Origin of the sequence: Pelosinus sp. UFO1 (genome assembly GCF_000725345.1) — a bacterium.
In the GTDB taxonomy this organism is placed as follows: Bacteria; Bacillota; Negativicutes; order DSM-13327; family DSM-13327; genus Pelosinus.
Genome location: NZ_CP008852.1, coordinates 3,296,711 through 3,313,129 on the forward strand (window position 1 = coordinate 3,296,711; position 16,419 = coordinate 3,313,129).

14 protein-coding genes and 1 pseudogene are annotated in these 16,419 nt (G+C 38.1%); 1 reads left to right on the plus strand and 14 read right to left on the minus strand.

What is annotated here, in order from left to right; genetic code table 11:
* Positions 1 to 3: 3 nt before the first annotated feature.
* The 5 genes from UFO1_RS15665 to UFO1_RS15685 all read right to left on the minus strand — a co-directional run bounded on the left by UFO1_RS15665 (position 4) and on the right by UFO1_RS15685 (position 5,501).
* Positions 4 to 1,767 carry a sensor histidine kinase gene (locus tag UFO1_RS15665; RefSeq protein ID WP_038672297.1) on the minus strand — a complete coding sequence of 588 codons (1,764 nt, stop codon included), beginning with the start codon at positions 1,765 to 1,767 and terminating at the stop codon, positions 4 to 6.
* A 170-nt stretch (positions 1,768 to 1,937) separates the two neighbouring features.
* Entirely contained in the window at positions 1,938 to 3,668 is a 1,731-nt protein-coding gene (locus tag UFO1_RS15670) for a methyl-accepting chemotaxis protein (RefSeq protein WP_038672299.1), read from the minus strand.
* A gap of 24 nt (positions 3,669 to 3,692) precedes the next feature.
* The gene (locus UFO1_RS15675) at positions 3,693 to 4,748 is read right to left on the minus strand and encodes a SpoIIE family protein phosphatase (protein ID WP_236639218.1); all 1,056 of its coding nucleotides are present in this window, start codon (positions 4,746 to 4,748) and stop codon (positions 3,693 to 3,695) included.
* 16 nt (positions 4,749 to 4,764) lie between these two features.
* Positions 4,765 to 5,070 carry an STAS domain-containing protein gene (locus UFO1_RS15680; RefSeq protein ID WP_038672301.1) on the minus strand — a complete coding sequence of 102 codons (306 nt, stop codon included), beginning with the start codon at positions 5,068 to 5,070 and terminating at the stop codon, positions 4,765 to 4,767.
* A 53-nt stretch (positions 5,071 to 5,123) separates the two neighbouring features.
* Positions 5,124 to 5,501: an ATP-binding protein gene (locus tag UFO1_RS15685; RefSeq protein ID WP_038672303.1), complete on the minus strand. Its 378-nt coding sequence runs from the start codon at positions 5,499 to 5,501 to the stop codon at positions 5,124 to 5,126.
* A 341-nt stretch (positions 5,502 to 5,842) separates the two neighbouring features.
* Here UFO1_RS15685 and UFO1_RS15690 point away from each other — a divergent pair, with 341 nt between their 5' ends.
* Positions 5,843 to 6,916: a M48 family metallopeptidase gene (locus UFO1_RS15690; protein ID WP_051788966.1), complete on the plus strand. Its 1,074-nt coding sequence runs from the start codon at positions 5,843 to 5,845 to the stop codon at positions 6,914 to 6,916.
* Between the two features lie 143 nt (positions 6,917 to 7,059).
* Here the strand turns inward: UFO1_RS15690 and UFO1_RS15695 are convergent, their stop codons facing one another.
* The 9 genes and pseudogenes from UFO1_RS15695 to UFO1_RS15730 all read right to left on the minus strand — a co-directional run bounded on the left by UFO1_RS15695 (position 7,060) and on the right by UFO1_RS15730 (position 16,314).
* The gene (locus UFO1_RS15695; RefSeq protein ID WP_038672305.1) at positions 7,060 to 8,019 is read right to left on the minus strand and encodes a D-2-hydroxyacid dehydrogenase; all 960 of its coding nucleotides are present in this window, start codon (positions 8,017 to 8,019) and stop codon (positions 7,060 to 7,062) included.
* A gap of 211 nt (positions 8,020 to 8,230) precedes the next feature.
* Positions 8,231 to 9,328, minus strand: a complete 1,098-nt coding sequence (locus tag UFO1_RS15700) for a DUF362 domain-containing protein (protein WP_038672307.1) — start codon at positions 9,326 to 9,328, stop codon at positions 8,231 to 8,233.
* Between the two features lie 197 nt (positions 9,329 to 9,525).
* On the minus strand, positions 9,526 to 10,449 hold the full coding sequence (locus UFO1_RS15705; RefSeq protein WP_038672309.1) for a sugar phosphate isomerase/epimerase: 924 nt from the start codon (positions 10,447 to 10,449) through the stop codon (positions 9,526 to 9,528).
* A gap of 14 nt (positions 10,450 to 10,463) precedes the next feature.
* Positions 10,464 to 11,471, minus strand: coding sequence for a Gfo/Idh/MocA family protein (locus tag UFO1_RS15710; protein WP_038672311.1), 1,008 nt, complete (start codon positions 11,469 to 11,471; stop codon positions 10,464 to 10,466).
* A 79-nt stretch (positions 11,472 to 11,550) separates the two neighbouring features.
* A pseudogene (locus tag UFO1_RS26230) lies at positions 11,551 to 11,664 on the minus strand (methyl-accepting chemotaxis protein); the annotation flags it as partial.
* A gap of 89 nt (positions 11,665 to 11,753) precedes the next feature.
* A complete protein-coding gene (locus UFO1_RS15715) occupies positions 11,754 to 12,533 on the minus strand; it encodes a hydroxypyruvate isomerase family protein (protein WP_038672313.1) in 780 nt (259 codons plus the stop codon).
* A gap of 199 nt (positions 12,534 to 12,732) precedes the next feature.
* A complete protein-coding gene (locus UFO1_RS15720; protein ID WP_038672314.1) occupies positions 12,733 to 13,698 on the minus strand; it encodes a sugar ABC transporter substrate-binding protein in 966 nt (321 codons plus the stop codon).
* A gap of 116 nt (positions 13,699 to 13,814) precedes the next feature.
* A complete protein-coding gene (locus UFO1_RS15725; protein WP_038672316.1) occupies positions 13,815 to 14,816 on the minus strand; it encodes an ABC transporter permease in 1,002 nt (333 codons plus the stop codon).
* The gene (locus UFO1_RS15730; protein ID WP_038672318.1) at positions 14,797 to 16,314 is read right to left on the minus strand and encodes a sugar ABC transporter ATP-binding protein; all 1,518 of its coding nucleotides are present in this window, start codon (positions 16,312 to 16,314) and stop codon (positions 14,797 to 14,799) included. The genes UFO1_RS15725 and UFO1_RS15730 overlap by 20 nt, the downstream gene beginning before the upstream one ends.
* Positions 16,315 to 16,419 lie beyond the last annotated feature (105 nt).

The following is a 16,419-nucleotide window of genomic DNA, read 5'->3' on the forward strand; positions in this document are numbered from 1 at the left end:
ATTTTAAATTAATGGATGCCAGAGTTCTACTTTAGTACCTTCTTCATAAACGCTAGTATAAATTAATCCGTATTCTTTACCAAAAGACAAGCGAATTCGTTCATTAACATTAAAAATACCAAACCCTGCGGCGGCTGGTTCAACATGGTTGTTGTCAAGTAATTCTCGTATTTCTTTCAGTTTTTCTTTTGTTATACCAATACCATTATCTACTACACTAAAATATAATTTCTCCTCTTTTACACTACCAGTAATAATGATTTTACCGCCTCCCCGCCTAGCATTAATACCATGGTAAATTGCATTCTCGACGAGCGGCTGCAGGATTAACTTCAAAACTCTATAATGTATTATTTCCTCATCATAATGTATCTCGTAGGTCAATTTGTCTTCGTAACGAGCTTTTTGAATCGCCAAGTAACTGCCTACATGCTCCAATTCTTCATGGACTTGAATCATTTCTTTCCCTTTACTAAGACCAATACGAAACAGATTTGCTAGTGCACCTAGAATCTTAACTACATCTTGCGCCCCATGTTCTTGGGCCATCCACTGGATTGTATATAAGGTATTGTACAAAAAATGGGGCTTAATTTGTGCTTGTAAGGTTTTTAATTCTGCCTCGCGTTTTCGTCGTTGTTCTACATACACCATATCTATTAAATTACTGATTTCTTTTATCATATTGTTAAAACTATTACCAAGCTGACCAATTTCATCATTGTAACGACTATTAAAACGTACGCTTAAATCTCCTTCCTCCGCTCTTTTCATTAACATACGCAACTTACTTAGGGGTTTTGCGATGGATGCGGTAAAAAAGAAAGCGGCGATGACTGCCAGCACTAACGTAATGATTCCAATCATAATTGAATAGTGGCGAAGGTTTGTCACTTCTTGTAATGTTTCATTTAAAGAAAAGACACCAATCGTTTTCCAGTTCGTATAGGTTGAATCTTTATAAATAATCTGAAACTCACTACCTTGAATGGTTTTGACAATGCTATTGTTGTAATCAGTGAGCCATTCATTTTTGACTCGATACACAATGGGATTGATAGGAGCATATACAATACCGCCATTTGCATCCATAATATAAAGGAATCCATTTTTTCCTAGAGTAATGGCTTCAATCACTTGTTTGATTTTTTCTAATTTGAGATCAATTAGAATGACACCTAGTCGTCTACCTGTAAGAGGATCCATAACGGCCTTAGCAATAGAAACAACTTCATCACCACTATAATTTAAGGTTGCTTTGATATTACGACCAATGGGCTTACTGAACAGGTGTATCACCTTTGGTGATGCAAAGGCTCGTTTATACCATGACTCCTCCGTAAGAGGGTCACGAGAAATCCGATCCATTCCGTTGCTAATATAAAAATTGTTATCATTGACCACTAATATTCCTGCAACCTCTTGATGTACATCTGAATAAGTTTTGAGTACTCGCCTGGATTCTTGAATCATATCTTCACTATCGTTTTCATCATTTTGGTGTTTCATAAAGGCGATAATCTGAGGATCATCGGATAGATAGTAAATTATATTTTCCATATCGTGAATGTAAAATTCTACGTTACGAGTTACCTGCTCGATCATTTGACCCGTGTGAACCGTGGCCTGATCTTCTATTGACTTACTATAAATTACGTTTCCTAGTACTCCCAAGGTAACAGTGGGCAATAAAATTAAGGTAAAGAAATATAGCAGTAGTTTAAAACGAAGGTTTTCTCCCTTTAAGAAGGTACGGAAAGCTCCCAATATTGCACCATCCTAGGATTATTTTTCTGAATTATCTTACTTTCATTATACACAATATAACATAATAAATGGTAAATATTTCATTGGAGCAAAAAAATAATCTGTAGAACAATTGGGTTCTACAGATACTTTTTACTTGTTTTTTATGGTCCTATAAAATGCTTCTAAATTTACACCTTAAACTTTTCTACCGAGCCTTTTAATTGATGGGCCATAGCGCTGGTTTCTTCTGCACTAGCAGCTACCGTCTGCATTGCAGCCGATTGTTGCTGAGAAGAAGCGGCGATTTCCTCACCGTGAGCTGCAACGCTTTCAATCATTGTTGCAAGAGCATCGATTAATTTTATAATTTGTTCAGAACTTGCAACTTCTGAAGAAGTTACTTTGCCAATTTCCTGTGTTTCCATTACTGTTTTCTTTACCTCTAGCAAAATGCTATCCAAGGCTTTCCCGGCTGCATTAACGGTAGAAACTCCAGATTCAACCTCTACCACATTTTGGGCCATTGCGGCGACAGCTAAATTTGTTTTTTCAGTAACCACATTCACTAGGGAAGTAATCTCTTGTGCCCCTTGGTCTGACTGCTCTGCTAATTTTCGAACTTCTTCTGCAACTACAGCAAACCCTCGTCCATGTTCCCCTGCCCGAGCCGCCTCAATAGCAGCGTTAAGAGCTAAAAGATTGGTTTGTTTTGCTAAGTTAGTGATCGTATTCGTGATCTGAGAGATCTGCTGAGAGTAGGTGTTAAGTTCGCCAATGATTTGACTTGAATGCTGGGTCTGCTCTTTTATATTATCCATGCGCGTAACAGAATCTGTTACTCTATGTCGCCCATCTTCCGCGGCGACCAGTGTAGTTTCTGAATTTTCCACTGTATTATCAGCCTTAGATTTTGCAATTTGTATCAGACTAGATAACTCAACCAGCGCTTGTGATGCCTCTAACATGGACCGATTTCCTAAATCCGCTTCTTGCGCTAATTGTTGCATATTAGCAGATACTTCTTCACTAGAAGAGGTTACCTCTTCTGTTGATGCCGCCATTTCTTGCGAAGCAGCAGCCAATTGCTCGGACGCCGAACGAATATTACTAATCATCTCTACAAAATGTTTATGCATCTCTTGTAAAGACCCTGCCAGTTGCCCTATTTCATCTGAACTTGTTACCTCAATATCACCGCGTAAATCACCCTGTGCATATTGATGTGCAATGGCAGTAAGTTTTGTGATCGGCCGACGAATCATATTCGTTAATGTAATCGCAATAATGATACCTAACACTAAGACAAGCACACTAATAACCGTAGAGGTGGTCATTACACTCTTACCATTTGCAATACTTTGCGCAACAAGACCTTTTGATAACTCAACATTGATCGCGGCAAAACCGTCTAAGGCTTTTTCAATCGCTGCCGCTTGCGGTGCTACCCGTTTTGCGAATTCTACTAATTTCACTTTATACTCTTGCGCCGCAGAATAATTTCCTGCAGCTAGCAATGTGTTGTATTGTTTTGCATTAGGCACAAACTCAGATAAAACTGCATTTTTATATTTAGTGGTTTCATCAATAACATTTTGTACCTCTGCCTTTTTGTCCGGTCTAGCAAGAGCCAATAAATCCTTTTCTAATTTTATAACCTTCTCAAAGTCACTATCAATTTTACCTAGGTATGCATCATCACCGTAGGCAACATAGGCACGAAGGCCTGATACAGTTACTTTATATTGATAGGCAATGTCGTTAGCAAGGGTCATTCGAACATTTGCTTGCTCAATTTTTTCTAAATCATCTTTGGCATTTCCTAGTGAAATTAAGGAATTGATAGCCATAATCAAAATTAAGGCTATCACCACACCAAAGCTAGCTGCAATTTTAGTACCTATTTTAAGTTGTAATTTCACTTTATTTCATCACCTTTATATTATTTAATGGAGCATAATTCCCAAACCTGTGGCATCATCACGACATTCTCCACTAGTAACAATTTTTTCACACATTTCAAGTAAGCTCTCGAAATTGAGTTCCTGTTCTAACGGTTGTTTAAACCGCTCAAATAAGCCATCTGTTAAAAATAGGAAACCTTCACCTGGCTGAAAAGAATACGTATCTTGATCAAAAGTTTCTCCTTCTTTAATTCCTAAGAAAATTCCAGGAGCCTTTGTTATTTGCGCCTTTTGATTCTTGATACTTATAAAATAATTAATTCCTCCCGCCGAATAGGTAAGAGTATTACACGTAAAATCAAATTCAAATAAAAACACACCGGCAAATTCTCCGCCCGTAAAAAAGGGCATAACTTCCTTATTCATCCAGGCTAGCTTATCTTTTACGGATTTCTTTTTATCGACTACTCTTAAGAAAAGATATTTTAAAAGGTTCGTTTGAAACGCTGCTGCGAGTCCGTGTCCCATAACATCAATTACAATGCCATACAATTTTTGTGATTCTTCCTGAAACACGTAATCATATAAATCTCCGCTAATATAATTAGCGGGTTGGTAGATAGAAAAAGTACGAAATAAATGATTGTCTGTATCCCTTGGCAGCAATCTACGCTGCACCTTACCTGCCAGTTGAATTTCTTCGCGCATTTTACCATTCGATGTTAGATTTCGTACCACAGCGGCAAAAACAAACTTTCCATGTAAACTCATATAACGCGAGCTTATTTCTACTTTAAAAATAGAACCGTCCTTCTTAATATGATTGGCAGTAAAAACATAGCCATCTTTTTGTTTCTTAGCTAAATCCAGATTTTCCTGTATCAACCTGGCCGAATTGTGGCTAATATCTTTAACGAATTTTGTAAGACACTCTTCCTCTGAATATTGATACATATCTAATGCCTTGCGATTCATAAAAAGAATTTTTCCATTTTCAAAATCTATTAGTATAAAAGGATCATTAATCATATTTAACAGGTCAATGCGTTGGCAATAACCACAGCTCTCACCGAAAATATTCGAATGCAAAAAACTCACGTGTCCATCCCCTCATCTACGGTTGCATGGTAAAGACTTTGTTTAGTCTTGTTAGTTCAAAGAGTTCTTTCACGATACCTTTGGCACCTACCAGAACTACACCACCCTCTTTTTGTAATGCTTTTTTCTGTATAGCAACAAGGACACCTAAGCCCGAACTATCAATATACTCCACCTCATGGAGCTTAATGATAAATTGTTTGTGTCCCGACTCCATAAAGGCAAGCAACTTTTCTCTTAAAATTGCAGCATCTTCTACATACAAACTACCTACTAAATTAACCGTAACTTCTTCCCTGTTAGTATTCGTGCTAATTTCCATACTATTATCCCCTTTCGAAATCGCGTTTTTAAGCTTATATTTTTTAAAAAGATCTATACTGTATTAATTTTTTTCACAAATGTGACTTCATTTCCTAGATCATTTAACCAATAAGAGTCCACATAATGTTTTATTAAATTAATTCCTCTACCATCTTCTTGCCACAGCTCCGTTGTCTTGGACTCCTTTGAAACTAAAAATCCTTCGCCTTCATCGCGAATCGTAATTTTCATTTCATTCGGTAGTTTCACCATAGAAAGATGTACTTTTTTAGAAGCATCTTGTTTATTACCATGAAAAATTGCATTATTAACACCTTCATTAATTGCAAGAAATAGGCGAAGAGCATCCTCTCCGCAGTGTCGATCCAACTCTTTTTTGATCGAATCCCTCAAAGTCGCAAACTCTGCAAGTGAGGAAAAAGAGTACATTACTTTAACCTCCTCTAGTAAGATTATTATTTTTATTTAATAAGAATAAACCTATTACATCTCATATTTGTGCGTCTTACAGTACAAGGGTATAAACATTGTTAATGTGGCATACTATCGCAACACCGTTTTACACTTTACTAAATTTCGCCATTAAATTACCTTTTCCTTCATTCATTAGCAAATACTTACAAACCAAAAAATTTCTAACCTATTTCATTACTTGCAGATCCATAATTTTTATTGCAATTAATTATAGTTGTATACCACATTTGACCTTGCCTTGCAAAAATTCCCTTGGTAAAATGGTAAGTGAAACTATTTACAGGAGACGAACCATTATGAAAAAAAGCATCTTCAGGAAAATAACATCTAGTTTTCTCGTCGCTTTTATTCTTTTACTGTCTAATTTCACAAATTTGGGTAAGGTAGAAGCAGCCAGTACTATGCAAACTTTGCTATACGGTGGTTTGGCCTTTGCCTATATTAATGGACAGTTAAACAATCTAAACGATAATCACCAGAAGGATTTATTACAGCAAACTCAGCGTCAAACTGGCGTTTATGAAAATGAGGCAATGACGACTAAGGTGGATAGTATCGCTAACAGACTTATGTCAAATGGAATTGTAAAAGAGCACTATGCCGTATATGTTACGCCTGATAAATCTTTTAATGCCTTTTGTACTTTAGGACATATAGTTGCAGTCAATCGAGGGGCCGTAGAATTATTAAATGAAGATGAATTAGCTGCTGTTTTGGGCCATGAAATGTCTCATGGCGAGCACAAAGACCCGGTTGAAGGAACTAAAAAAGCAGTGGGAATTGGTGTCTTGGTCGACTTATATATACAAAACAATCCGAATACAACCAGCACCGTACTGAGTAGTGCCGCAGGCAACTATGTAAATAATGAAGTCATTACCATGCAACAGGAATGGAATGCAGATAATGCAGGATTTGCGAATGCAGTGGCTGCGGGTTATAACCCAGGAGGAGGCGCTGCCTCCATGGTTGTACTCCGTGCCAAACTGGGCGAGCTCTGGCATGAAGGATTAAGTAAAGTGATTAATCCTAATAATCATCCAAAAACTAGTGACCGAATTAATAATTTTGCCAAACATATGACAGACTTTAGTGGCGGAGTAGTTACGGTAAAAAAAGATAAAACAGTACAACTTAAAGGCCAAGATATTGTCACTCCAACAAAGGCCTTTGGACTGATGGCTGAAGAAAGAGCGTATTTAGTTGCTGGAAATCTTGCTAAAGTATACCATAACAATGCTCTTAGCACTGCCTATGTAGACAGCGACGGTGCAGTTTATATTGGTGATCAACGGATTATGACCCCTGCGGATAATGATGAAAGCGGCCAAGATATCGCAGACAGAATTAATCGAATTACAGGTCAGTAGAATTACTTACATAGCAAAATAAAAATAGAACACAAAGTGGGCACTTAAATCCCTTCTTTGTGTTCTATTTTTCATATTGGAAATTACTTTTCACTACTTCTGCATTAGTGCCTTCTTAACCAGTTACTTTAGGGCACATGGCGTTACTTATTTACAATATTAACAGGTGTATTTTCTAAGAATTTTGCTAGGTTATCAACTGCAATATCCATCAGTCTTGATCTGGATTCTTTAGGTGCCCAAGCAATATGTGGTGTAATAATGCAATTTTTAGCCGTAAGTAGAGGATTATCTGCTTTAATTGGTTCCGTTGACACAACATCAAGAGCTGCTGCATATACTTTACCGCTATTTAAGGCTTCTGCCAAATCTTCTTCCACAACGAGTGGACCACGAGATGTATTGATAAGGATGACGCCATCTTTCATTTTCGCAATATTGCTTTTGTTAACAATTCCTTTTGTGCTGTCAAATAAAGGACAATGTAGTGATATAACATCCGAGTTAGCCAAGAGTTCATCAAGGCTTACATATTGCAGCGTATCGCTTTTCAAAGCGTCAATTTCATAGGAATCAAAGGCTAATACTTTCATGCCTAGTGCTTGGGCAATTTTAGCTGTAGCTTGCCCTATTCTACCAAAACCGATAATACCTAACGTTTTACCCGCAAGCTCGATGAGAGGATAATTCCAATAGCACCAATCTGGGCAATTGGTCCAATCACCATTCATAACACTTTTGCTGTGTTCCCCAATATGATGACATACTTCGAGGAGCAGTGCTATGGTAATTTGAGATACGGCTGTTGTTCCATAGGTTGGAATATTGGCTACAGGAATACCTTTTTCCTTAGCAATATCTACATCAACAACATTATAGCCCGTTGCTAATACACCAATAAACTTTATGCCTGAACAAGCAGCAAATATTTCTTTATTAATCACCGTTTTATTAGTGAAAACGATTTCTGCATCCCCAATTCTTTCAATCGTTTTCTCGGCAGGAGTTCTATCATAAACAGCTACATCACCTAATGCTTTTAATCCGTCCCAGCTCAAGTCACCAGGGTTTAAAGTATAACCATCTAATACAACTATTTTCATATTAACACTCCATTATTATTGTTTACAGTAAAGCCTCCCATCAAAAGATAAGGAGCCTTACTATTTTTTATCGTTTTACTTCAATTTTAGCCATTTTCTCGTGGTATTTCACTAAGCTACCATGATCGGCATCGCCCATACCTCTGCTTTGAGGGTTTGGGCTGCCGTTAGTGGAATTAATACGCCAAATTCATAAAAGGCTTTAGTATAGTCATCGAGATAGATTGTTATTAAGTACTTCCAATATATCCATAGCGTTCGGTGGACAGCCTACTACCGATTGGGTACATTTATTGGTACAACGTCCAATTCCAATGCCCTCCAATTCCTGCCCTTGAAAATCTTGTCCTATATAAATAGGTTTACATATAGATTTTAACATATCTATATCATCCAGACGTTGTAAGGCATGAACCAAACTACCATAGCAAGCCGAGCAGGCACTTTTGGCAATTACCTTTTTTGTCAAATGTCTTACTTGATTTGAGGTTTTAAATTCACTGTTTCTTTTGAGTCCTACATCATATTCTTGTATGTTTGCCATGGCAAGATTACTCGAACCTACTCCCATACCCTCAGCAATGCCAATATATTCAATATCTTCTTTCGTATATCCCAACAAGGACGCGGCATAAGTATCCAATAATACTGGATCTTTCCCTATAATAATTCGATCCATCTGTACAGGGTTACCGCCTTCTTCAAAAGTAAGATCACCTGCCATGCCATCAACAATAATAAGGCCCATGGGAATTGCCTTTGCTAAGTAACCAATTGGTTTCGTAAGGCCAAGAGTATGGAACCTTCTCTTTTCTTTATCAGGAATACAGCCCTTTAAATTTTTTAAGGCACAAGTCATCAATGTCTGGCAGTGAGCTTTCAACACTGGAATGTTAATCAAAAAGTCAACTTGCAATGGCCTTTGACAAACATGCAACTCTAGATCTCCTACTTGCCTTACTACAGAAGAATCATCTTTTAAATCATAAAGAGGTACATTGTACTTCTGGGCAAGATCTTCATAACCGCATACTTTAAAGGCCCGTTTCGTACTATCCCCTACCCAGGAGCCTTCCATGATACTAATGTTCTTACACCCATGATTCTGCAAATATTGAATTACGCCTTCCACAATAGACGGAGAGGTCGTTGCCCCTTCTTTGGCAGGCTTCGCGACAACCAAATTTGGCTTTATACCAATATGCATATCCACATTCAGGTCCTTGATAAGCTGAATGCTCTCCAGCATTTCATAAATCATTTTACGGCAATCACTGCCATAAATAACGTGAATTTCATTTCTCTTCATTGTTTTTCTCCCTTTGGTTTTTAACAATGTATCATATTTTTCTGTAAATTTCCATGATTAATTATAATTGCTCCTGCTGTCTGAATTTGATTAACTTAATTAGCTGCAGTCGAAGTGCCACCGGAAGTTGTACCTCTTTTGAAAAAATAAAGATCGCAACCTCAATATAAGGAAGCGACCATTTCATCATCAGCTATTTATTTACTAATGGTTAGTCTAAGTGCATCAATGGAAGTTTTCACTCCTGCTAGTGGTGTCATAGTCATGTCCTCCATCTCTAGAGATACATAATCGTCGTAGGCTGCCATACGGCAAACTGAAAAGAATTCTTTCCACCATAGCAAGTCGTGGCCGCATCCTACTGCTACATAATTCCACGAACGCTCCGCAAAGCGGTCAATCGTTTTCGTGTCTAGTACGCCATTTGCCCCCACCAATCTGCGCTCCAGCCTAGAATCTTTGCCATGAATATGATAAAGTGCTTCATCTAATACACGTACAGCCTCAATAGGGTCTCCTCCCATCCAGAACATATGCCCCGGGTCCAAATTCATACCAATCATCTTACCAACTTCGCCCCTGAGTCTGATGAGGGTTTCGGGATTGTAAACCAGCTGGCAGCCGTGATTTTCCAAGGCAATACGCTCAATACCACAGCTTTCTGCATCCTTTACTAACTTGTGCCATGCAGGAATAGCCACGTCCTCCCACTGATATTTGAGCACATCCTGTGTTTCGGGCGGCCAGCTTGTTGTCACCCATACAGGTGTGCTATCCCCCTTGCATCCCACTGGCAGGCCGCTCATCATAATAATTTTTTTAATTCCTAACATTTCAGCAAGCTGAAATGTCTTTTGGGTAACAACCATATCTTTTTCATATGCCAAGGGATTGCCTGAACAGTTCAGTGCGATCAGCTCAATATCTCGCTTTTTTAAGGCATCCATATATTTATCTCTAGCTATTTTACTGGTGATAAGCTCGTCAAGGTTTAGATGGGGTGCTTTTGACCAGTTGCCTGTTGGAATTTCCAAAGCCTGAACTCCAAGACTCTGAACCATGTCTAACATTTCCTCAAAGTTCATATATCCCAGTGAATCAGGTATATAAGATAGCTTCATCGGCAGCTTCTCCTTTATTTACTATAAAATTGTGGACACTCAGGCATTTCAATCGGCACAATGGTACCCTTTTCTCTGGCCTCAGTACAAGCATCCGCTGTAATACATGCAGCATATCCATCCCATGCAGTGGGTCCTGTTACCATACCCTGTTTTACCCCATCGATCCACTGCTGAAATTCTATGTCGTATGCTTCAATAAATCGATCTGACCAGTCAGAAAAAATTTCATAGGAAAGTGCCCCTTGCGAGCGCATCACAATAGCAGCAGGATCTGGGAGACGAACCGTACCCGTTTCACCTACTACTTCGCACTGAACATCATAACCATACTGACAATTAACAAAGGATTCTATATCGATCCGAACCCCACTCTGTGTTTCCAATAGCACAATCTGTGGATCACGCAAACCATCTGCTGCAAGACGGGAACTTCTCGGTATCAATACTTGAGCAGTCTTATATTCTTCGCCCAATAGCCAGCGCAATACATCAATTTCATGAATAACAGAATTCTTAATACTCATTTCTGTAGTATGTTTAGGTCCAGGAATACGATTTCTATGCACACAATGAAGCAGCAATGGCTCACCAATTTTGTCGTCTTCAATAGCAGATTTAATTTGTCTGTAGCCTCTATCAAAACGTCTCATAAAACCAACCTGTACCAGCTGCTTGCCTTCGGCAATTTCAGCTTCTATAATTTTTTTACAATCTTCTGCCGAAGTAGCCAACGGCTTTTCGCATAAGACAAATTTTCTGGCCTTAATAGCAGTAAGTACATATTGGGCATGCGTTGGATCCCAAGATGCAATAACAATAGCATCTACCTCTGGTGCTGCAATAACTTCTTCACCAGTTACATAAACCTTTGCATTATATTGGTCGGCAATTTTCTTAGCACGATCTATATTTATGTCAGATAACGCTACAACTTTTGCTCCCGTAATGACATCCGTGAGTCTGCGGATATGATCCTCTCCAATGGCTCCAGTTCCAATTACGCCAATACGCAAATCCATAACAGTACCCCTCCTAGATTTACATAAATGAAACAACCAATATGGCAATATCGCTTTTTATTCTAATTTTTTTCTATTGCTACACACGGAATTTATTTACCGCGTTACTTAACTGCTCTGCCAATTTTGCCAGTTCCTGACTAGCTATTGCAATTTGTTCCATAGAAGCAGACTGTTCTTCACTTGCTGCCGAAAAACCTCATATGTATGAATATTGTCAACAACGCTTTTTGATTCCACGGAAAAGTTATGATAAGCAAAGCCAATATAAGAACCTAAAGCTTAAAGCTCTAATAATTCTCTAGCTACTTTCATAGAAGTTCGCGTAGGAAGAAGTTCAAAACCTACAACTCCATCATAACCAAGCTGCCTGAATCGCTCCATTACATTTTTATAATTTATTTCTCCAGTGCCCGGTTCATTTCTGCCTGGAACATCGGCTATATGTATATAACCGATTAATTTTATATATCTAGTTATGGAATCAATGATATTCCCCTCATTTATTTGCATATGATAGACATCATATAAAATCTTAATATAATTTGATTTAACCATAGTAATTAATGCCGCAGCATCCTTGGTATAGGCTAAAAAATTATTCACATGATCTACCTGAGTGTTCAGTGCTTCTAAAACCAATGTAATCTCATTTTGCTCGGCAATCGGTGCTAATCTGCTTAAAACATGAAACATATTATCAAATTTTTCGTATGTACTTATTTCAGGAAAAGCATTCACTACTTTTCCACCCGCGCCTAAAGCATTAGAGTGCAGCACAAGATACTTACAGTCAAGAAATAGTGCAGTATGTATTGATTCCACAACAAAAGAAATATAATCTTCATTCTCCTCTTGATGAATCATAGAAAAATCCTGATCACCCGAAAAACTGGCAATTCTCAAGTCATATTTCTCACATAAAGATTTTATCTTTGCTATATCTTTATCTTTCCATGACCAAAATTCAATATAATGGAATCCCGCCTCTTTTGCCAAAAAAAATCTTTCTTCGAAAGGAACTTCTGTAAACAGCATTTCAATACATGCCGATTTTTTCATATCATCCACGTCCGATCATAGTTATAACTTTAGCAGAGTTAGTCCTTTTAAAGTACAACACTGCATACTATTAAAATAAAAAGTAGCTCTCTCCCTCTTTTGCAAGCGCACGCATCTATTGCGAAAAATATCATTGAAATAAGTGTAACTGATCGTATATGCATGCGCTTGTAAAGATCATCAGATTCTTTTTTAAATTTTATTTACCCAAAATCTTTTTTAAATCATCACTTTTTTGCTTAATATTTTCAGCATTAACAATTTCCGTACCAGTATCTATACGTTTTTCAATCGTTTCACCTTTAGCGATTTTAACAGCCGCTTCTACACTTTTAAAACCTATATTATATGGACTTTGTGCTACAGATGCATCCAGTTTTCCAGCACTAATGGAAGCCAATGCATCAGGAGAACCGTCGAAGCCAACCACAATTATTTTCTTCCCAGCATCTTCTAAGGCTTTGGCTGCTCCCAGTGCCATCTCATCATTTGTGGCAAAGACAGCAGCAAATTCCTGTTTACTTTGCAGAATATTTTCAATTACAGTTACTGCCATGGAACGTTCGCTATTAGCAGGCTGCGTTACAGCCACTTCCAAACCTGCAGTTTTTAAACCTTCGATACAGCCGTTGACTCGCTCGTCATGAGTGGGATCACCTAAAGCACCACGCAAAACAACTATTTTTGATCCCTTCGGAAGTTTTTTCCCAAAGTATTCCCCTGCAAGTTTACCACCATTAAAGTTACCAGTACCTACAAAAGAAGCTTTCGCCTCCCACTCTGCATCCGTATCAGCAAGAATCACAGGAATTTTAGAATCTTTGGCTCGATTGAAAACGGGGATGGCACTAGCGGCTTGGGAAGGAGCTACTACTAACGCACTTACTTTCCTAGTTACTTGATCTTCAATCAAAGAAATTTGCCCAGTTACATCCGTCTCTGCATTAGGACCAAGAACTTTTACTTCAACACCATATTTTTCTCCTGCTGCTTTAGCTCCAGATTCTACTATTTTCCAATAATCACTATTTAATGCTTTCACTACTACACCTATTTTCATTTTCTCAGGTTCTTTTTGCGTTTGGGTTTGGGTACTACCACAACCAGTGGCTATAAGAGCAATTATCAAAAACAACGCTACCGCCAAAGGAGTGTACTTTTTCATCCTAACCCCTCTTTTCTCAATTTAATAGTTCCAGAGCTTTAATGATCAGTTTATTTCTATTCTCATTTTCACCTCCTTATCATGATAGTCTTCAGTGTCTATACCATGCTTATTTTTCATGCCTTAACTCTTGCAGCTGCCTTATGGCGCAGTACATCTACATATACTGCAAGGATAATAACAATACCAATAGCAACGGTCTGCATTTCAGCAGAGACACTCAAAAGGTTCAAGCCGTTTCTTAGTACCGCCATAATCATGGAACCAATTAATGTTCCCCAAACGGTACCCTCACCTCCCATAAAACTTGCACCGCCAATAATACATGCTGCAATCGCATCAAATTCATACCCCAAACCAGCTAAAGGGTATGCTGAATTGACTCGCCCGACTAGAACCAGTCCGCCTAAAGCTGCCATTAAGCCACTGATGGTATAAACGATAATTAGAACTTTATCAATGCTTATTCCAGACAAACGCGTTGCTTCCGGATTACCGCCTACGGCATAAATATAGCGCCCAACAGTAGTATAATTAAGAAAAACGTGGAAAAGAGCATACACTACTAATACCAAAATAAAGCTAACCGGTATAGGTCCTACAAAAGATGCCCCCAGAAATTGTATTGATGTCGGGAAATTCGAAATTGGCGAAGCAGCTGTTACAATTAAGGCCAAGCCACGAGCCACATTCATCGTTCCTAATGTAGAAATAAAAGGATGTGGCAGCGACATTTTAGTTAACATAATTCCATTAAGCCACCCAAGAAGTATACCTATACCTAAACACACAAGTACGCCAATGATAGGAGACATTCCCATCTTTACAACAACAATTCCCATCATAACGGTACTCAATGCTAAAATTGAACCAACTGATAAATCAATCCCAGCTGTTAAAATCGTTAATAACATTCCAATCGCAATCAGACTGTTAATAGCTGACTGCCTGGCAACATTCATAATATTATCCATCGTTAAAAAATAAGGAGATGCAAGTGTCAACACAAGGGATAAACCTAATAACCCAAGTAAGGAACCCATTTTTTTTACCAGCTGAAGAAATTGTGTTTTTTGCGCCCCCTCATAACTCTGTACTTCAGGCATGTTTGTATTCATTATTAATACCTCCTGTAGCAGCTTTTAAAATTTTTTCTGGTGTAACTTCTAAACAGGAAAACTCACCTGTTATTTCTCCACTATTCATCACTAAAATGCGATCACTAATTCCCATAACTTCAGGTAATTCAGAAGAAATAACAACCACCGCCGCTCCTTCACCAACCAGACGATTGATAAGATTATAAACCTCGACTTTAGCACCAACATCAATACCACGGGTCGGTTCATCAAAAATAAATATTTTTGCCTTTGAGCACAACCATTTAGCAATTACCACCTTCTGCTGATTACCACCAGATAACAAGCGAGTAGTCATCTTTGGAATAGCAGGGTGAATCTGTAGTTCTCGCATCATTTTATCGACTTCAGCAGTCAACATCTTTTGGTCAATAAAGTAGCCAAACTTGCAAAATTTCTTCAGTCCAGTCAAAGTGGAATTTACAATAATATCATGCATCAGAATCAGTCCTTGACCCTTGCGGTCTTCTGTAAGAAAAGCCATACCGTGTTGAATAGCATCCTTTGGACTATTAATTTCTACCTTTTTCCCAAATATTTCGATAATTCCACTGTCAATTTTATCTGCACCAAAAATCGCCCTTGCTAATTCAGTTCGCCCTGCACCAACTAGTCCCGCAAATCCAATTACCTCTCCTTTATGTAAATCAAAGGACACGTTATTTAGTATTCCTGCTTGATTTAGATTCCTAACCCTTAAAGCGATATCTCCTTTTTGAGTTTGGTGTCTAGGAAATTTTTCTTCCAGAGTACGTCCTACCATTAAGCGAATGATTTTTTCTTCATCCGCTTCACATCGCTCCATCGTTGCAATTTTGTAGCCGTCGCGGATCACTGTAATACGGTCAGCTATGGCCAATACCTCTTCTAACCGATGGGAGATATAAATAACTGCAATACCTTTTTCTCTTAGCTTATGTATGTTTTTCAACAAAACCTCTACTTCGCGGCCTGATAGACTAGACGTTGGCTCATCCATAATAATTAGCTTTGCATTGGCAATTAGTGCACGAGCAATTTCAATCATCTGTTGATACCCCAGCATATATTCACTAGCTGACTTAGTCACATCAATATCAATCCCAAGTTCCAGTAAAGCACGTTTCGCCAAATGATTCATTTTATGATAATCTAGTAACCCGACTCTTGGAATTCGTAACTCCCGACCTAAAAAAATGTTTTCTGTAACAGTCATATTAGGGACTATACTTAATTCTTGATAAATTGCTGTAATACCTAAAGAAAATGATTCTTTTGTATTATTAAACTGAACGACTTTATCTTCACAAAACATCTCACCATCATTACTCTGATACACACCGGTTAGTATTTTGATAAACGTGGATTTTCCCGCTCCATTTTCACCGCAAAGAGCATGAATTTCACCATTTTTGATATCCAAACTGACGTCTGTCAAGGCATTCACACCAGGAAACCTTTTACAGATTCCTTTGAGACTTAAAAAGTATTCACTCATGCTTAACCCTCCCAATACATCTAATGCTTTAAAGCAATAAATCATCAACTACGTTATTACATATCAGCCGTTTCCTGTATATCCTTGCAAGCTTTTTATGTATAC